Source organism: Streptomyces aculeolatus (assembly GCF_020400605.1).
Classification (GTDB): Bacteria; Actinomycetota; Actinomycetes; order Streptomycetales; family Streptomycetaceae; genus Streptomyces; species Streptomyces aculeolatus.
This window is the reverse complement of the sequence record NZ_JAINRD010000003.1, coordinates 434,625-452,418: the sequence shown is the minus strand read 5'-3', so window position 1 is coordinate 452,418 and position 17,794 is coordinate 434,625. Positions and strand designations below refer to the sequence as shown.

At 75.8% G+C, this 17,794-nt stretch carries 16 protein-coding genes; 7 read left to right on the top strand and 9 right to left on the bottom strand.

Annotation, left to right across the window (positions count from 1 at the left end; all coding sequences use genetic code 11):
* The first annotated feature begins 61 nt into the window (after positions 1 to 61).
* Positions 62 to 1,525, top strand: coding sequence for an NCS2 family permease (locus LG396_RS08420; RefSeq protein WP_225794240.1), 1,464 nt, complete (start codon positions 62 to 64; stop codon positions 1,523 to 1,525).
* A gap of 30 nt (positions 1,526 to 1,555) precedes the next feature.
* On the top strand, positions 1,556 to 2,728 hold the full coding sequence (locus tag LG396_RS08415) for an XdhC family protein (protein ID WP_145900197.1): 1,173 nt from the start codon (positions 1,556 to 1,558) through the stop codon (positions 2,726 to 2,728).
* 6 nt (positions 2,729 to 2,734) lie between these two features.
* On the opposite strand, the gene LG396_RS08410 is transcribed toward LG396_RS08415, so the two are convergent.
* Together LG396_RS08410 and LG396_RS39635 are read right to left on the bottom strand one after the other, a co-directional pair.
* Positions 2,735 to 3,265: an SAM-dependent methyltransferase gene (locus tag LG396_RS08410; protein WP_225794239.1), complete on the bottom strand. Its 531-nt coding sequence runs from the start codon at positions 3,263 to 3,265 to the stop codon at positions 2,735 to 2,737.
* A 21-nt stretch (positions 3,266 to 3,286) separates the two neighbouring features.
* On the bottom strand, positions 3,287 to 4,528 hold the full coding sequence (locus LG396_RS39635; RefSeq protein WP_225794238.1) for an endonuclease/exonuclease/phosphatase family protein: 1,242 nt from the start codon (positions 4,526 to 4,528) through the stop codon (positions 3,287 to 3,289).
* A 105-nt stretch (positions 4,529 to 4,633) separates the two neighbouring features.
* Between LG396_RS39635 and LG396_RS08400 the strand changes: the two genes are divergently transcribed.
* Entirely contained in the window at positions 4,634 to 5,758 is a 1,125-nt protein-coding gene (locus LG396_RS08400) for a winged helix DNA-binding domain-containing protein (protein WP_225794237.1), read from the top strand.
* 63 nt (positions 5,759 to 5,821) lie between these two features.
* On the opposite strand, the gene LG396_RS08395 is transcribed toward LG396_RS08400, so the two are convergent.
* Both LG396_RS08395 and LG396_RS08390 read right to left on the bottom strand, forming a co-directional pair.
* Positions 5,822 to 6,199: an SAV_915 family protein gene (locus LG396_RS08395; RefSeq protein WP_225794236.1), complete on the bottom strand. Its 378-nt coding sequence runs from the start codon at positions 6,197 to 6,199 to the stop codon at positions 5,822 to 5,824.
* Positions 6,200 to 6,488: 289 nt separating this feature from the next.
* A complete protein-coding gene (locus LG396_RS08390; protein ID WP_225794235.1) occupies positions 6,489 to 7,655 on the bottom strand; it encodes a methyltransferase in 1,167 nt (388 codons plus the stop codon).
* A 261-nt stretch (positions 7,656 to 7,916) separates the two neighbouring features.
* On the opposite strand from LG396_RS08390, the gene LG396_RS08385 reads away from it, so the two are divergent.
* On the top strand, positions 7,917 to 8,267 hold the full coding sequence (locus LG396_RS08385) for a VOC family protein (protein WP_018837000.1): 351 nt from the start codon (positions 7,917 to 7,919) through the stop codon (positions 8,265 to 8,267).
* Between the two features lie 12 nt (positions 8,268 to 8,279).
* Here the strand turns inward: LG396_RS08385 and LG396_RS08380 are convergent, their stop codons facing one another.
* Entirely contained in the window at positions 8,280 to 9,134 is an 855-nt protein-coding gene (locus LG396_RS08380; RefSeq protein ID WP_018837001.1) for a helix-turn-helix transcriptional regulator, read from the bottom strand.
* A gap of 132 nt (positions 9,135 to 9,266) precedes the next feature.
* Between LG396_RS08380 and LG396_RS08375 the strand changes: the two genes are divergently transcribed.
* From LG396_RS08375 to LG396_RS08365, 3 genes are read left to right on the top strand one after another with little or no spacing between them, the layout of a single operon-like run.
* Positions 9,267 to 10,940, top strand: a complete 1,674-nt coding sequence (locus tag LG396_RS08375; RefSeq protein ID WP_225794234.1) for an AMP-binding protein — start codon at positions 9,267 to 9,269, stop codon at positions 10,938 to 10,940.
* Positions 10,937 to 12,553: an AMP-binding protein gene (locus tag LG396_RS08370; protein ID WP_018837003.1), complete on the top strand. Its 1,617-nt coding sequence runs from the start codon at positions 10,937 to 10,939 to the stop codon at positions 12,551 to 12,553. The genes LG396_RS08375 and LG396_RS08370 overlap by 4 nt, the downstream gene beginning before the upstream one ends.
* Positions 12,554 to 12,581: 28 nt before the next feature.
* Positions 12,582 to 13,331: an MBL fold metallo-hydrolase gene (locus LG396_RS08365; protein ID WP_225794233.1), complete on the top strand. Its 750-nt coding sequence runs from the start codon at positions 12,582 to 12,584 to the stop codon at positions 13,329 to 13,331.
* Between the two features lie 4 nt (positions 13,332 to 13,335).
* Here LG396_RS08365 and LG396_RS08360 read toward each other — a convergent pair whose 3' ends face one another.
* The 4 genes from LG396_RS08360 to LG396_RS08345 form a co-directional block, all read right to left on the bottom strand.
* Positions 13,336 to 14,340: an MsnO8 family LLM class oxidoreductase gene (locus tag LG396_RS08360; RefSeq protein ID WP_225794232.1), complete on the bottom strand. Its 1,005-nt coding sequence runs from the start codon at positions 14,338 to 14,340 to the stop codon at positions 13,336 to 13,338.
* 24 nt (positions 14,341 to 14,364) lie between these two features.
* A complete protein-coding gene (locus tag LG396_RS08355) occupies positions 14,365 to 15,135 on the bottom strand; it encodes a response regulator transcription factor (RefSeq protein ID WP_225794231.1) in 771 nt (256 codons plus the stop codon).
* A 29-nt stretch (positions 15,136 to 15,164) separates the two neighbouring features.
* Complete coding sequence (locus tag LG396_RS08350) at positions 15,165 to 16,676, bottom strand: sensor histidine kinase (RefSeq protein WP_225794230.1); 1,512 nt, start codon at positions 16,674 to 16,676, stop codon at positions 15,165 to 15,167.
* Between the two features lie 184 nt (positions 16,677 to 16,860).
* On the bottom strand, positions 16,861 to 17,712 hold the full coding sequence (locus LG396_RS08345; protein ID WP_225794229.1) for a hypothetical protein: 852 nt from the start codon (positions 17,710 to 17,712) through the stop codon (positions 16,861 to 16,863).
* Between the last annotated feature and the right edge of the window lie 82 nt (positions 17,713 to 17,794).

Here is a 17,794-nt window from a genome sequence, read left to right as displayed (position 1 = left end):
CAGCACCACCTCATCCCAAATCCCGCGATCGCGGGTGCCCCTGTGAACCTTGGGAGACCGCATGACCCAGTCCTCCGTCGACCGGCGCGACGCCGCGCCGGCTGGCCGCTCCGGCACCGCAGCACCCGGCCGCACCTCCTGGCTCGACCGCTACTTCGAGATATCGAAGCGCGGCTCCACGGTCGCGCGCGAGGTGCGCGGCGGGCTCACCACCTTCATGGCGATGGCCTACATCCTGCTGCTCAACCCGCTGATACTGGGCGGCGAGGACGCGGCCGGCAACGTGCTCGCCCCCTCCGGCCTGATCACCGCCACGGCGCTGGCCGCCGCGGTCACCACGCTGCTGCTGGGCTTCTTCGGCAAGGTGCCGCTGGCCGCGGCCGCCGGGCTCAGCGTCTCCGGCGTGCTCGCCAGCCAGGTCGCGCCGCAGATGACGTGGCCGCAGGCGATGGGCATGTGCGTCGCGTACGGCGTCGTGATCATGCTGCTGGTCGTCACCGGGCTGCGCGAGATGATCATGAACGCGATCCCGCTGGCCCTCAAGCACGCCATCACCATGGGCATCGGCATGTTCATCGCGCTGATCGGCCTGGTGAACGCCGGCTTCGTGCAGGCCGGCGAGGCGAAGATCGTCACCCTCGGCGCGGACGACCAGCTCCGCGGCTGGCCCGTCCTCGTCTTCTGCCTCACGCTGCTGCTGATCTTCATGCTCCAGGCGCGCCACGTGCCCGGCGCCATCCTCATCGGCATCGTCGCCGGCACGGTCGCCGCCGTCGTCGTCAACGCCGTCGCCGACATCGAGGCCGAGGCGTGGGCCAACGGCCGGGCCCCCGAACTGCCGTCCGGCGGCGTCACCTCGACACCGGACTTCGGCCTCCTCGGCGAGGTGTCGTTCCGCGGCTGGGGCGACGTCGGCGTGATGACCGTCGGCATGATCGTCTTCACCCTCGTGCTGGCCGGGTTCTTCGACGCGATGGCCACCATCATCGGCGTCGGCACCGAGGCGAAGCTCACCGACGAGCAGGGCCGGATGCCGGGCCTGTCGCGGGCCCTGTTCATCGACGGCGCGGGCGGCGCGGTCGGCGGCGCCGCGGGCGCTTCCGGGCAGACGGTGTTCGTGGAGTCCGCGACCGGCGTCGGCGAGGGCGCCCGCACCGGGCTCTCGAGCGTCGTCGTCGGCCTGCTGTTCGCGCTGGGGCTGCTGTTCACGCCGCTGGCGCAGATCGTGCCGGGCAACGTGGCCGCCGCGGCGCTGGTCGTCATCGGAGCCATGATGATGGCGAACGCGCGGCACGTGGACTGGGCGGACCGGGGCGTGGCCGTCCCGGTGTTCCTGACGGTCGTGCTGATGCCGTTCACGTACTCCATCACGGCGGGCGTCGCCGCCGGGGTCATCTCGTACACGGCGATCAGGGCCGCGCAGGGGAAGTGGCGCGAGCCCGGCGCCTTCATGTGGGTGCTGACCGCCGTCTTCGTCGTCTTCTTCGCGCTCCATCCGATCGAGCAGTGGATGGGTGTCAAATAGGACCAGCAGCCTCGTGAGGAGCTGATCAGCATGCTGGACATCGCCGCCGACCTCGCCCGGTGGTGCGCGGAGGGCCGCCCCTTCGCCGTCGCCACCGTCGTGGGCACCAGCGGCTCCGCGCCGCGCGACCCGGGCGCCGCGCTGGCCGTGGACGCCGAGGGCACGGCGGTCGGCAGCGTGTCCGGCGGGTGCGTCGAGGGCGCGGTGTACGAGCTGTGCCGCCAGGTCGTCGAGACCGGGGAGGTGGTCCTGGAGACGTTCGGCTACTCCGACGAGGACGCCTTCGCCGTGGGGCTCACCTGCGGCGGCGAGATCGACATCCTCGTCACGCCGGTCCCGGCCGGCGGCGTGCTCGCCGCGGCGCTCACCGCCGCCGCCGGCGGCGGGGCCGCGGCGCTCGCCCGGGTGGTCGCGGGCCCGGCCGCGCTGGTCGGCCAGGCGCTGCTGGTACGCCCCGACGGCACGTACGAGGGCCGCCTCGCGGGCCCGCTGCCGGACCTGCCCGACTGGGACGGCGCCGCGCTGGAGCGCACCGCCGCCGCCGAGGCCGCCGCCCTGCTCGACGCGGGGCGCACGGGCACGGTGGAGGTCGGGGCGGCGGGCGCGCGCTGCGGGGAGCCGGTGGCGCTGCTGGTGGAGGTGAGCGTGCCGCCGCCGCGGATGGTGGTCTTCGGCGCGATCGACTTCGCGCACGCGCTGGTACGCATCGGCAAGTTCCTCGGCTACCGCGTCACCCTCTGCGACGCCCGCCCCGTCTTCGCCACCGCCCGCCGGTTCCCCGAGGCGGACGAGGTGGCCGTGCGCTGGCCGCACGAGTACCTGGCCGACGCGGTGGCCGCGGGGGAGCTGGACGGCCGCACCGTGCTGTGCGTGCTCACGCACGACCCCAAGTTCGACGTGCCGCTGCTGACGGCGGCGCTGCGGCTGCCCGTGGCGTACGTCGGCGCGATGGGCTCGCGCCGTACGCACCTGGACCGCAACCGGCGGCTGCGCGAGGCGGGCGTGAGCGACCTCGAACTCGCCCGCCTGCACTCGCCGATCGGCCTCGACCTCGGCGCCCGCTCGCCCGAGGAGGTCGCGGTCTCCATCGCCGGCGAGATCGTCGCGGCCCGCCGCGGCGGCACGGGCGTGCCGCTGACCGGGGCGCACACGCCGATCCACCGGGAGGGCCGGACGCCCGGCCGGATCGGGGACGTGGCCTGAAGACGGTCAGCCGGGCGGGACCACGGCGGTGACGTAGCCGCTCTCGACGGCCACGTCCTGCCCGTCGGCGGCGACCGCGAGCCCGCCCGCGGTCAGCGTCCGCGCCGCCCGCGCGGCCACCTCGCGGTGGACCGCGGCGCTCCAGGCGGGCAGCTGGAAGAACACCGCCAGCCGCCCGCCGGGGCGCAGCAGCCCGGCGACCGCGCGGGCGGCGGCGGGGTCGGTCCACAGCAGCCGCACGTTGAACGCGTACGCGACGTCGAAGGGCGGTTCGGCACCGAGGTCCGGGGTGGGGAACGGGCCGGTCCTGAACTCCGCCAGCCCGGCGGCGACATGGGCGGCGTTGCGGCGCCCGGCGGCGGCGGTCATCTTCGCGGACCGGTCCAGGCCGACGAACCGCGGCGGCGCCTCCCGCGGTCCCGCGGCCAGCTCCGCACAGACGTGCGACGCGGTCACCCCGTGCCCGCAGCCGATCTCCAGCACCCTGTCGCCGGGCCGTACGGACAGCGTCCGCGCGGCCCACTCGTGACGGTCCATGCGCGCCAGTATGGCCACGGCTCAGCGCAGCTGCAGCTCCACGAGCACCGCGCGGTGGTCGGTGCCGGCCAGCTCCGGGAACTCGATGCCCGCCGGGCTCAGCCGGTCGCTCACCAGGACGTGGTCGATCTGGGTGCCGAAGAGCGGCGTCGTCGACGCCGGCCAGGTGGGGGTGCGGGAGCGGCCGAGCAGCATGGCGCTGTCGCGCAGGCCGGTGTCGAGGATGTCGCGGAACGCCTCGTGGTCCTGCGAGGAGTTGAAGTCGCCGCCGAAGACGGTGGGCGCGGTGCCGCGTTCGGCGGCGGCGTCGCGCAGGTACCCCAGCTCCGTACGCCAGGCGTCCATGGACCCGGGCGTCGGCGGCATCGGGTGCACGACCTGCAGCCGCACCCGCTCGCCGGCGATCCGCGCGGTGGCCGCGGGCATCGACAGCGTGCCGCGCACCCCGGGCTCCTCGGTCAGCGGGTACGTGCTGAGGACGGCGGAGCCCTCGGCGGGATCGCCGGCGTCGACGACGCGGTACGGGTACGCGGCCCGCAGCTCCGGGGTGCGCAGGGCGGCGACGCAGCGGGTGTCGCACTCCTGCACCAGGGCGATGTCCGGCTCGTACTCCCGCAGCGCGTCGCGCAGGGCGGGGGTGGCGTCGCCGAACTTGAGGTTGGCGGTGAGGAGGCTGAACTCGGCCTCGGGCGGGGAGGAGGGCGGATCGGCGGCGGACTCGTAGGGCCGTACGAACCAGCCGGTGGCGGCGACCGCGACGAGCGCCCACACGGTGCCGGTGCGGCTGCGGGCGGCGATCATGAGGAGCAGACCGGCGCCGCCGGGCACGAGGAGCCAGGGCAGGAAGGCGGCGAGCTGCGGCAGGGGGGTCAGGCCGTCACCGCCGCCGACCCGGAACGCGAGCACGCAGGAGACGACGAGCAGGGGCAGCCCGCCGGCGACCCCGAGCACGACGCGCAGGCGGCGCCCCGGCCGCCGCGCAAGGACGCGGCCGCGCTCCGCGGGGGCGGGGGTGTCCTGCGGTCGAGCGTTCCCGGCGGCCTCCACGGCGACGCGCGGGTCTTCGGCCGCCGCCGGCCCGGGTGCGTTCCCGGCGGCCCGCGTGACGCCGGACGCCCGGCCGGCCCTGTCGGTATCCGCCGCACCCGCGCCGGCGGCCGTGTCCGTACGCGAAGGCCCCGCGCCCCCGCCGCGCTCCGCCGGCACCTGCGCGTCCCCGTCCCCGCCCCCGGTGCTCCCGCGCCGTCCGTCGAGCGTCCCCACCGTCTCCCCTGTCGTCGTCGCCGTACCCGCCCGATCCTCTCAGCCCGCCCCGCGCCCCCGCCTTGCGGACAGGAACTGTCCGCAAGGGCCGTTAGCGTGGGCGGCATGACGAAGACCAGCGGGCCCGCCACCCTCTCCACCCGCCAGCTCAACCGCGCCCTCCTCGCCAGGCAGCTGCTGCTCGAGCGCGTCGACATGCCCCTCACCGACGCCGTGGTGCACCTGCTCGGGCTCCAGGCGCAGGCGCCCCGGCCGCCGTACCACGCGCTCGCCGCCCGGCTGCGCGGGTTCGACCCGGCCGCGCTGTCCGCGCTGCTGGAGAGCCGCGAGGTCGTGCGGCTCGTCACCCTGCGCTCCACCGTCCACCTGCACACGCCCGCCGACGCGCTGACGCTCCGCCCCTTCAGCGCCCCCGCCCTGGAGCGCGAGCTGAAGATTTTCCGCGCGCGGCTCGCCGGGGTCGACCTCGACCGGCTCGTGGCGCTGACCCGGGAGCTGGCGGAGCCCGGGCCGGTCTCGCTGCGCGAGATCGGCGAGGAGCTGGGGCGCGAGTGGCCGGCGCACGACCTGCTCGCGCTGAAGGTCGCCGCGCGCATCCGGGTCCCGCTCGTCCAGGTGCCGCCGCGCGGGCTGTGGGGGAGGGGCGGGCAGGTCATGCACGCCACCGTCGGCTCCTGGCTGGGCGAAGAGGCGGCGGAGCGGGCCGGCGCGGACCCCGACGCCGGCCGGCTCGTGCTGCGCTACCTCGCCGCCTTCGGGCCCGCGTCCGTACGGGACATGCAGGCGTGGTGCGGCGTGACGCGGCTGCGGCCGTACTTCGAGGACCTGCGGCCCCGGCTGCGCACGTTCCGCGACGAGGGCGGGACCGAACTGTTCGACCTGCCCGACGCGCCGCGCCCGGCGGCGGACACCCCGGCGCCCGCGCGGTTCCTCGGGGAGTTCGACAACCTCACCCTCGGGCACGCCGACCGCACCCGCGTCGTGTCGGACGAGTTCCGCCGCCGCGGCTACCGGCGGGACCGCGCCTTCGGCAGCTTCCTCGTCGACGGCTTCGTCCGCGGGCTGTGGCGGGTGACGCAGGACGACGGCACGGCCACCATGCACCTGGAGACGTTCGCGCCGCTGACGCGCGGCGAGCGGCCCGAGGCCGAGGCGGAGGCGGCGGGGGTGCTGGAGATGCTGGCGCCGGGCAGCCGCCAGGAGCTGCGGACCGCGGAAGCGCGCGGCTAGGGCCTGTGTCGAAAGTCCCGTCGCAGGCGGGACTTTCGGCACAGGCCCTAGCGCCGGGTCCCGTCAGTGGGCCGCGGGCTGCGGCGGAGCCGGGGCGGCCGGCGGCGCCGGCCGCTGCTTCGGCTGGGGTTCGCCCTCGGCCTGCGGCTCCGCGGCGTGGTGGGCGTAGGGCCGCCGGGCGGTGAGCAGGGGGTCGACGGTGATGCGGTCGGCGCCCAGCGGTGCGGTCAGCGCGCGCAGCGCCGACTCCCCGAGGCGTACCCACCGCTGCTCCGGCCCGAGCGCGCGGACCAGCGCGGCCTTGCTGGTGAAGGCGACCGCCGTGCGCGTGCCCAGCGGCGTACGGAACATCCGCAGCCGGATGCCGCTCCTCCCGTCGAGTACGGGAACGTACAACTGGGGTCGGCGCTGCGGTGTGAGGGCGTGTCCGGAGGTGTCCACCCTATGACGGTACGGGGCCCTGCCCCGGCGGGCACCTGCATTCCGTCATACGAGACGACACCACGCGAACCACCCGGAACACCCGCTGGTCAGGGCTGTCGGGGCGACGGCGCAAGGGGGCGCACGATGTCCACATGCCGGACATCAGCCCGCCTGCCGTCCGCCCCGACAGCCCGCGCACGGCGGCCCGTTCGCGACCTGCCGCCCCCGCCGCCGTGCCCCTCCCGCACCCCGCTCACCCCGACCGTCCCGGTCGCTCCGCTCGTCCGGGTCGCTCCGCTCGTCCCGCTCACTCCGCCGCCGTCAGCCGCCACAGCGACGTCACCTCCGCCGCCCGCGCCGCGTGCAGCGGGTCCGACGTGTCCGCCGCCCGGCGGTGCCGGGGCCGTGTGTCGTGGCGGGCCGCCACCCGCAGGCCCGCGGACTCGATCGCCGCCAGCAGCTCCGCGCGGCTGCGCAGCCCCAGGTGCTCGGCCAGGTCGGACAGCACGAGCCAGCCCTCGCCGCCCGGCTCCAGATGCTCCGCGAGCCCGGTGAGGAAGCCGCGGAGCATGCCGCCGCCGGGGTCGTAGACGGCATGCTCCAGCGCGGAGGTCGGCTTGGCCGGCAGCCACGGCGGGTTGCAGACGACCAGCGGTGCGCGCCCCGGCGGGAAGAGGTCCCCCTCCACCACCTCGACCTGCTCCGTCAGGCCCAGCCGGGCGACGTTGTCGCGGGCGCACTCCAGCGCGCGCGGTTCCGTGTCCGTGGCGACGACATGCTCCATCCCGCGGCGCGCCAGCACGGCCGCGAGCACCCCGGTCCCGGTGCCCACGTCGAACGCGAGCGACTTCGACGGCAGCGGGGCCTCGGCCACGAGGTCGACGTACTCGCCGCGCACCGGCGAGAACACCCCGTAGTGCGGGTGCACGCGGGCGCCCAGCGCCGGTATGTCCACGCCCTTGCGGCGCCACTCGTGCGCTCCCACCGCGCCGAGCAGCTCGCGCAGCGCCACCGCGCCCGGCTCGGTCACCGGGCCGTACGCCCCGGCCACCGCCCCGGCCACGTCGGGCGCCCGGCGCAGCGGTACGACCGGGCCCTGCGGGCCGGGTTCGAGGGGGACGAGCAGCATGCCGAGGACACGCGCCCGATGGCCCTGAGCCTGCCGGTGCCGGTGGAAAGCGTCCGCCGGGCCGGTCGCCCGGCCGCCCGCCGGCGCGGCCGGCCGCCGGCCCCGGCGGGCCGAGCGGCGGTCGATGCGGCGGCCGAGCGCGGCGAGGAGCTGGCGCCCGCCGTGGTAGTCGCCCTGCCACAGAACCGCCGTGCCCTCGCACACCAGGCGGTAGGCGATGTCGGCGCACATGCGGTCGTCCGCGGGCACCACTCGCCGCGGCGGCGGGGTGCCGCCCGCGGAGTACCAGCGGGCGGTCTGCGCGCGCCCGTCCGCGATCCAGCTCAGGTTGGGGTGATCGGCCACACTGCCATTTTCCCGCGTCGCCGCCGAGCCGTCGCCCTCGGGGAGGCGCGTGCTGCCATGCGCCCCCGACGCACGCGCACCGCCGCCCCCCGCACGGCGGTGCGCGGCATGCCGGACGGCGTGCGCCCCCGACGCCCGTACGACGCCCCAGACCGCCCTCCGGACGCCCCCTCCGGCCGGCCCCGGCTCGCGGCGTCCCGCGCGCCGCCCCGAGGGTGCGCGGCCCCGCGGTTGTCACCGCCGGCCGGTAGCCTCCGCGGCATGGCTATCAGACGGGTCGTCCCCGACATCAAGACGGAGTCGTTCGAGGCCAGCCGCGTGTTCTACGAGCGGTTGGGCTTCGAGGAGGTGATGAACCTGGGGTGGGTGATGGCGCTGGCCGCGCCCGGCAACCCCACCGCGCAGTTGATCTTCATGGACCGGGACGCCTCGGCGCCCGTCGAGCCCGACATGAGCATCGAGGTCGAGGACGTCGACGCGGCCCACGAGGCGATGCGCGCGGCGGGCGCGGAGATCGTGCACCCGCTGACCGACGAGGAGTGGGGCGTGCGGCGGTTCTTCGTCCGCGACCCCAACGGGCAGGTGGTCAACGTCGTCGCGCACCGGGGCTGAGCCGCCCGTCGGCTACGGCAGCAGCCCCGCCCGGCGGGCGGCGGTGACCGCCTCCAGCCGGGTGTGCGCGCCGAGCTTGCGCATCGCCGAGCGCAGGTAGCTCTTGACCGTCTCCGGCCGCAGCCCCAGCCGCTCGCCCGCCGCGGCGTTCGTCGCGCCCGTCGCCACGCACGCCAGCACGTCCAGCTCCCGCGGCGCCAGCACCGTCCGGTCAGGACCCGCCGCGGCCGGCGGGACGACCGTGACGGCCGCGGAGGCCAGCCGGTCGCACAGCGCCAGCAGCTCCGCGCGCAGCACCTCGTCGGCTATACGCGGTGCCAGCGTGCGCAGGTCGCGGTGCGCGGTGCGGACGTTCTCCCAGGCCGCGGGGTCCGCGGCGCGCTGCGCGGTGGGCGTGGCGACGGCGAGCAGCCGGCGGGCCTCGTCGCGTACGGCGAGGGTCTGCTCCAGGTGGCGCGCGGTCTCCACCGCCGCGGTCAGCGACCGGTCGCCCAGCGGCAGCGAGTCCCGCAGCGCCCCGTAGAGCACGGCCCGCACCCGGCCGCGTACGACGACGGGCACCGCCAGCACCGAGCGCAGTCCCTCGGCGCCCACCGGGCCGTCGTACTCGTGGCTGATGGCGCGGGACGAGGTGTAGTCGGTGACGGCGCAGGGGCGGGAGAAGGCGATGGCCTTGCCGCCGAGCCCGTTGCCCGTGGCCACCCCGAGTCCCTGCAGGGACAGCGTCACCGTCCCGCTCAGCTCGCTGATCCGCAGCTTGCGGCCGCCGTCCGTGAGCAGCCCGCCGAACGCGACGGGCACACCGCCGCCCCGGCGCAGCCGCGCCAGCGCGCCGCGCACCTCCGCTGCGTCCACGGTCTCCGGCATCTCGCTCGCTCCCTGGTGCTGACGGGGGTATCGCCGGCGTGGCCGACGGCAGGGCACCCCCGTATGGGGGTAGTGAGGCGTACGTCACTCGCAGCACGATGCTAGCGAGCCGCCGCCGTACGAGGAGGACATGTGACGGCATCGAATCCGACCGCGGACTTCCGGTCCGCGCGGGACTTTCTGCTGCGGCGGAGGGAGGACTACGCCGCCGCCCGCGCCGGCTTCTCCTGGCCCAGGCCGGAGCGCTTCAACTGGGCACTCGACTGGTTCGACGCCATCGCCGGGGGCAACGAGCGCACGGCCCTCCACATCGTGGAGGAGGACGGCCGCGAGACGAAGTTGAGTTTCACCCGGATGAGTGAGCGCTCGAACCGGGTGGCGAACTGGCTGCGCGCCCAGGGCGTGCGGGCCGGGGACCGGATCGTCGTCATGCTCGGCAACCAGGCCGAGTTGTGGGAGACCGCGCTCGCCGCGATGAAGCTCCGCGCCGTCGTCATCCCCGCCACGCCGCTCCTCGGCCCGGCCGACCTCGCCGACCGCATCGAGCGCGGCGGCGCCCGTCACGTGCTCGTACGGGCCGCCGACGAGGCGAAGTTCGCCGAGGTGCCGGGTGACTACACCCGCATCTCGGTCGGCGGCAGCAGCGCCGGCTGGCTCCCGTACGAGGACGCCTACGAGGCCCCCGCCGACTTCGCGCCCGACGGCCCGACGGCCGCCGACGACACCCTGATGCTCTACTTCACCTCCGGGACCACCGCGCTCCCCAAGCTCGTCGAGCACACCCATGTCTCGTACCCCGTCGGCCACCTGGCGACGATGTACTGGATCGGCATCCGCCCCGGCGACGTCCACCTGAACATCTCCTCGCCCGGCTGGGCCAAGCACGCCTGGTCCAACCTCTTCGCGCCCTGGAACGCCGAGGCGACCGTCTTCCTGTACAACTACACGCGCTTCGACGCCGGGGCGCTGCTCGGCGCCATGGCCCGCGGCGGCGTGACAACTTTCTGCGCCCCGCCCACCGTCTGGCGGATGCTCGTCCAGTCCGACCTCAGCGGCCTCGCCACCCCGCCGCGCGAGGCCGTCGCCGCAGGTGAACCCCTCAACCCGGAGGTCATCGAGGCCGTCCGGCGGGCCTGGAAGCTGACCATCCGCGACGGCTTCGGCCAGACCGAGACCGCGGTGCAGATCGCCAACTCCCCCGGGCAGCCCGTCAAGCTGGGATCCATGGGCCGTCCCACTCCCGGATACGACGTCGTGCTCCTGGACCCCGTCAGCGGCAAGCCCGCCGACGAGGGCGAGATCTGCCTCGACCTGACCGCGCGCCCCGTGGGCCTGATGACCGGCTACGAGGGCGACCCCGCCCGCACCGCCGAGGCCATGGCCGACGGCTACTACCGCACAGGCGACATCGGCGCCCGCGACGCCGAGGGCTACATCACGTACATCGGGCGCAGCGACGACCTCTTCAAGGCCAGCGACTACAAGATCAGCCCCTTCGAGCTGGAGAGCGCGCTGCTGGAGCACGAGGCGGTCGCCGAGGCCGCCGTCGTGCCCGCGCCCGACCCGCTGCGGCTCGCCGTGCCCAAGGCGTACGTCGTGCTCGCCGCGGGCTGGGAGCCGGGCCCCGCCGCCGCGTCCGCGATCTTCGCGCACTCCCGCGCCGTGCTCGCCCCGTACAAGCGCGTCCGGCGGCTGGAGTTCGCCGACCTGCCCAAGACCGTCTCCGGCAAGATCCGCCGCGTGCAACTGCGCGAGGCGACCGCCGCCGGCTCCGCCGACGAGTACCGCGAGGAGGACCACCCATGACCCCAGAGCCGTCCTACACCGGCGGTACGGGCACCACAGCGCTGCTGGGCGACACCATCGGTGCCAACCTGGATCGCGCCATCGCCGCCCACCCCGACCGCGAGGCCCTCGTCGACGTGCCCTCGGGACGCCGCTGGACCTACGCGGAGTTCGGCGCCGCCGTCGACGAGGTGGCGCGCGGGCTGCTCGCCCGCGGCGTCGCCAAGGGCGAGCGCATCGGCATCTGGGCGGTCAACTGCCCGGAGTGGGTGCTCGTGCAGTACGCCTCGGCCCGGATCGGCGCGGTGATGGTCACCATCAACCCCGCCTACCGGGTGCACGAGCTGGAGTACGTCCTCAACCAGTCCGGCATCTCCCTGCTGGTCGCCTCGCTGGCGCACAAGTCCAGCGACTACCGGCGGATGGTCGAGCAGGTACGCGGCAGCTGCCCGGCCCTGCGCAACGTCTTCTACATCGGCCACGCCGGCTGGGGTCGGCTGATCGAGGCCGGCCGCGGCGTGCCCCCGGAGCGGGTCCGCGAGCGCGAGGCGCTGCTGTCCTGCGACGACCCGGTCAACATCCAGTACACCTCCGGCACCACCGGCTTCGCCAAGGGCGCGACCCTCTCGCACCACAGCATCCTCAACAACGGCTTCTTCGTGGGCGAGACGCTGGGCTACACCGAGGAGGACCGGGTCTGCATCCCCGTCCCGTACTACCACTGCTTCGGCATGGTGATGGGCAACCTCGCGGCCACCAGCCACGGCGCCTGCATGGTCATCCCCGGCCCCTCCTTCGAGCCCGCCGCCACCCTCGCGGCCGTCGAACAGGAGCGCTGCACCTCGCTGTACGGGGTGCCGACCATGTTCGTCGCCGAGCTGGCCCTGCCCGACTTCGCCCTCTACGACCTGACGTCGCTGCGCACCGGGATCATGGCCGGTTCGCCGTGCCCGGTCGAGGTGATGAAGCGGGTGGTCAACGAGATGCACATGGCGGAGGTGACCATCTGCTACGGCATGACCGAGACCTCCCCGGTCTCCCTGCAGACCCGGCGCGAGGACGACCTGGAGCGCCGCACCGCCACCGTCGGCCGCGTCCTGCCGCACATCGAGGTCAAGGTCGTCGACCCGGTCACCGGCGTCACCATGCCCCGCGGCACCGCGGGCGAGCTGTGCACCCGCGGCTACAGCGTCATGCAGGGCTACTGGGAACAGCCGGAGCGCACCGCCGAGGCCATCGACGCCGGCCGCTGGATGCACACCGGGGACCTCGCGCGGATGCGCGACGACGGCTGCGTGGAGATCGTCGGCCGGATCAAGGACATGATCATAAGGGGCGGCGAGAACGTCTACCCGCGCGAGATCGAGGAGTTCCTGCACACCCATCCCAAGATCGCCGACGTGCAGGTGGTGGGCGTGCCGGACGAGAAGTACGGCGAGGAGATCCTCGCCTGCGTGATCCTCAGCGATCCGCAGCACGCCCTCTCCCGGCGCGAGTTGGCCCACTACTGCGAGAACAGGCTCGCGCACTACAAGATCCCGCGGCATGTGCGGATCATGGAGGAGTTCCCGATGACGGTCAGCGGAAAGGTGCGGAAGGTCGAGCTGCGGGAGCAGTTCAGTGCTGCGGAATAGCGGCGGCCCGCGGGTCCTTGGCACTGCCATGACGATCTTGCACTACGTCGGCGGCCCCACCGCGCTCCTCCGGCTCGGCGGGGTCCGGCTGCTGACGGACCCGACGTTCGACCCGCCCGGCGAGTACCCCCTGGGGGACCGGCGGCTGGTGAAGACGGCGGGCCCGGCGCTGGCGCCGGCCGAACTCGGCCCGGTCGACGCGGTGCTGCTCTCGCACGACCAGCACCCCGACAACCTCGACCGGGCCGGGCGCGAGTGCACCGCCGCGGCGCCGCTGGTGCTCTCCACGGCGTCCGCGGCACGGCGGCTGCGCGGACCGGTGCGGGCGCTGCCGGCGTGGGAGTCGTACGAGATCGGGCCGGTCCGCGTCACCGCCGTGCCCGCGCAGCACGGCCCGCCCGGCACCGAGCACCTGACCGGCGAGGTCACCGGCTTCGTGCTCAATGGCGAGGGGCTGCCCACGGTCTACGTCAGCGGCGACAACGCCTCGCTCGACGTGGTCCGTTCGATCGCCGCGCGGCTCGGCCCCGTCGACATCGCCGTGCTCTTCGCCGGCGCCGCGCAGACCCCGCTGCTCGGCGCCGCGCACCTCACGCTCACCAGCGAGCACGCCGCCGCCGCGGCGGCGGTGCTCGGGGCCCACGACGTGGTGCCGCTGCACTTCGAGCACTGGGGGCACTTCACGCAGGGCGCCGACTCGCTGGTCGCCGCCTTCGAGGCGGCGGGCCTCGGCCACCGGCTGCGGCTGCCGCGGCCGGGGGAGGCGGTGGAACTCTGAGGCGTCAACCCGCCGCGGGCGCCGGGATCTTCAGCTCCGCCAGCCGCCGGAAGGACTCCAGCCTGGCGTCCTCGTCGGGGGTGTGCAGGGAGACCAGCAGCTCGTCGGCGCCGCTGCGCGCGACCAGGTCGCCGAGGGCGCCGGCCACCTGATCGTCCGTACCGGAGACCTGCGACTGGCGGGCCTCGTCGAGATAGCGGGCCTCGCGCTCGGTGAGCGTCCTGGCCCGTATCTCCGCCGCCTGCTCCAGCGGCGGGAACTCCCCGCGGGTGCGCGACCGGACCGTCGCCCACGCCTCCGGCAGCAGCAGGTCGGCGGCCTCTTCCGCGGAGTCGGCGACCGCGGCGGCGAGCGCCACGACCACGTACGGGCGGGACTCCTGCGCGGAGGGCGTGAACGCCTCGCGGTAGCGCTCGACGGCCCGCAGCATCTTCTCCGGGCGCCGGCCCGCGCCGATCACCAGCGGCAGCCCGTGCGCGGCGGCGATGTCGGCGCCGCCGTCGATCGCCAGCACGTACGCCGGCACCCGCAGCCCCTCCGCCGGTACGGCGTGCACCCCCGGATACGCCGGCTGCGCGCCCTCGAACCACCGCAGCAGCTCCGCCAGCGCCGCCCCGAAGTCCCCCGCGTCCGCCATGCCGTGGCCCAGCGCCCGCCGGATGCCGTCGGTGAACCCCAGCGAGCGGCCCAGGCCCATGTCGATCCGGTCCGGGAAGAGCGAGCCCAGCACCCCGAACTGCTCGGCGACGACCAGCGGCCGGTGGTTGGGCAGCATCACGCCGCCGGTGCCGACCCGGATGGTGGACGTCGCGGCGGCGACGGCGGCGGCCAGCACCGTCGGCGCGGAGCCCGCGACGCCGGGGACGCTGTGGTGCTCCGAGACCCAGAAGCGGCGGAAGCCGTACCCCTCCGCGTGCCGTGCGAAGCGGACGGTGCTGCGCAGCGCGTCCGCCGGGTCCTGGCCCTTGCGCCGCAGTGACCGGTCGAGCACGGAGAGAGGTATGTCCATGATCCGTACAACACCGCGGCGGGCTCAGGATTCCCGGGGGGACTCCCCGGCGTCGTGCACGAGGAGGGCGATCTGGACGCGGTTGTTGAGGCCGAGCTTGGTGAGGATGCGCGAGACGTGGGTCTTCACGGTGGGCACGCTCATGTACAGCTCGGCGGCGATCTCCGCGTTCGACCGGCCGCGGCCGACCGCCAGGGCGACCTCCCGCTCGCGCTCGCCGAGCACGGCGAGGCGGCCGCGGGCGCGGTCCGCGGCCTGCCCGGGGCCCTTCGGGCCGGCGGCGGAGACCTGCGCGATGAGCTGCTGGAGCACCGCGGGCGACAGCGCGGGCTCGCCGGCGGCGACCTTGCGTACGGCGGCGACGATCTCGCGGGGCGGGGTGTCCTTGAGTACGAACCCCGCGGCGCCCGCGCGCAGGGCGCGCAGCACGTGCTCGTCGGTGTGGAACGTCGTCAGCACCAGCACCTCCGGCGGCTCCGCGCGCCGCCGCAGCGCCTCCGTGGCGGCGAGGCCGTCGAGCCGCGGCATGCGGATGTCCATGAGCACGACGTCGGGCGCGTGCGCGGCCACGAGCGCCGCCACCTCGCTGCCGTCCGCGGCCTCGGCCACGACGGCGATGTCGTCGGCACCTCCGAGCATCAGGCGCAGCCCGGCGCGTACGAGGGGGTCGTCGTCGACGAGGAGGACGGTGACGCGGGCGGCCGGACCGGTGCGGTCGGCGGGGCCGGTCGGGTCGGCCGGGCCGGTGGGGTCGGCTTGGCCGGGGGCGTCGGCGGGGTCGGTCGGGTCGGGCACGGGCCCACCCTAACGGGGCGGCCCGGGGCTCACTCCGTACGGGACGGGCGGCCCCAGGGGAGCCAGGCGCGCAGGTGGAAGCCGTCGCCGTCGGCGGCGTGCGCCAGCCGCCCCCCGGCCAGCGCGGCGCGCTCGCCGAGCCCGATGAGCCCCTGCCCGGCACCGGGGATGGCGCGGGCCTCCCGGGTGCCGGCGGCCGCGGCGAGCCCGCCCCCGCCGCCCCGCGGCTCCACCGCGAGAGCGGGCGCCGCGACCCGGCCGGTACCGGCGGCGTCCGGCCCGGCCGCGGGGTGCCGGATCTCCGCGGTCCGGTCGGTGCCGGCGTCCGCACCGGTCACCGGGCGTCCGCTCCCGGCCGTCCGGCTGCCCCCGACGGCATCCGCACCGCGCCTTCCGGTCCGCTGCCCGCCGGTCGCGGGCCGGCCGTTTCCGGCGGCGTCCGCGCGGTGACCGCCCGACCCGTGCCCGCCGTTCGGCAGCGGGTTGCTGACCTCCACCCTCAGGCCCGTCTCCGGGCCGCCCGCCACCGTCACCGTCACCTTCGTGCCCGCCGCGTGCTTGCGGGCGTTCGTCAGCCCCTCCTGCACGATCCGGTACGCGGTGCGCCCCGTCGCCGCCGGGACCGACTCCGGTGCGGCGACGTCCGGTGCGTACGCGATCCGCATGCCCGCGTCGCCGGCCTCGGCCACCAGCCGGTCCACGTCGCGCAGCGTCGGCTGCGGCCGACCGGCGCCGGCGGCCCCGCCCCCGTCCCCGCCGGGGTCCGCGGGGGCGCGCAGCACGCCGATCACGTCCCGCAGGTCCTGCAGCGCCTCGTGCGCGCTGTCCCGGATCACGCCCGCCGCGCGGGAGACCTCCGCCGGCGGGGCACCCGGGTTGAACTCCAGCGCGCCCGCGTGCACGCTCAGCAGCGAGAGCCGGTGCGCCAGCACGTCGTGCATCTCCCGCGCGATCTCCTCCCGCGCCCGCCGCTGCGCCTGCTCCGCGCGCATCGCCGCGTCCGCCTCCGCCTGCTCGGCGCGCTCCCGCAGCGAGGCGACGAGCTGGCGGCGGGAGCGGAGGAACAGGCCCCAGACCATGGCCGCCGCGACCAGCGAGAAGTACGCCACCCCCGCCCCGGTCCGCGGGTCCTGCGGGTCCGGGGTGGTGGCGAGGAACCCGGCGAACCGGGCGAAGACGAGGGCCGCGACCCAGCCGGTGGTACGCAGCGGGCGGTGCGCGGCGACGGTGAAGAGGGCCACCAGCGTCGGGCCGATGAAGAAGTGGCCGAAGGAGTCGGCGACGAGCAGCGCCACCGCGAGCGGCACGGGCCACCGGCGGCGCAGCAGCAGCGCCAGGCAGGCCACGGCGGCGGCCACGGCCTCGGCGAAGAGCACGTTCTCCGAGGCGCCGGCGCCGCCCTCCGGCAGCGCCGAGTCGGCGGACATGAACGAGAAGGCCCCGGCGAAGAGGACCAGGCCGGCGTCGGCGAACCGGTCCCGCCGGGTCCGGCCGGCGCGGGGCCCGGGGGCGGCAGCGGTCTTCGGGACGGTGCGGGGCATACCGGCCAATCTACGGCCGCCCGGTGGATGCGGTGCCCCTCGCGGCGGGGGCCGAGACCTTCGTACGACCGCGGCGGCCCGACCGCATACTTTGGTCGCCCGGCCCCTCGCCCGCCGGTTGCCCGCCGCCCGCCCGCCGGGCGGGGCCCGGCCCGTAAGCGCCGCGTGGCCGTCCTCGGCGCGCTCAGCCCGCCCGTGCGGCGCCCGTGCGGATCAGCTCGTCCCCCGGGTCGTTGACCGGCTGCGGGGTGCCCGTGAGGTCCATCACGTACAGCGGGAGGCGCAGCTCGTCGGCCCGGGTCCTGGCCTCGCGGGTGTAGCCGGCGAGGGAGAAGAAGACGGCGACCGCCGAGGCGTTCAGGCCGCTGAGCCACACGCACTCGACGTCCCGCAGCGCCGTGGGCGTCGTGGTCGGGTCGACGTGGGCGACCACGCCCGCGCCGCGCACGTCGACGCCGGAGGCGGGCCGGTCCTCGTTCTTCACCAGGTCCGTGAAGCCCAGCCAGCGCAGGTACTGCGCGGCGGCGGTGACCGCGTCGCCGGTGTTGCGGATCGTCACCGGCCGGAACGCCGGCCGCCGGGGCGCTTCCGCGGGGCGGGGCGGCGGGCCCACAGGACCCTGAGGTCCCTGAGGACCCGGCGGGCCCGGGGCGGGCGGCGCGGCGGCAGGTGCGGGCGGGACCGGCGGCGCCGGCGGGACCCCGGCGGCCGGCGGGGCGGGTGGGGCCGGTGAGGCGGACGGGGCCGGCGGGGCCGGGCGCGGGCGGCGGGACTGCGCGGGGGCCACCGGCAGCCGTACCACCGCGCCGCAGTCGCACGACAGCTCCGGCCGGGGCCACTCGTCGCGCCGGTCGCACACGGGACAGCGCACCGACACCCACGAGTCCCGCCACGTACGGTGCTTCAGCTCCACCGGCACCCCGCCGCGCAGCAGCGGCAGCGTCAGCGGGGCGCCGCAGGCGCAGGGGAACGTGCTCGGGGTGTACGCGTGCTCGCGCCGGCAGGCCGGGCAGCGCACCGGCACGCTCTCTGGCATGGGAAGTGCTCCTGGTTCGGGGCCGCGTGGTGGATTCCGCACTCCAGCATCCCTCACGAATACGGCTCTTGACGCCGACTTG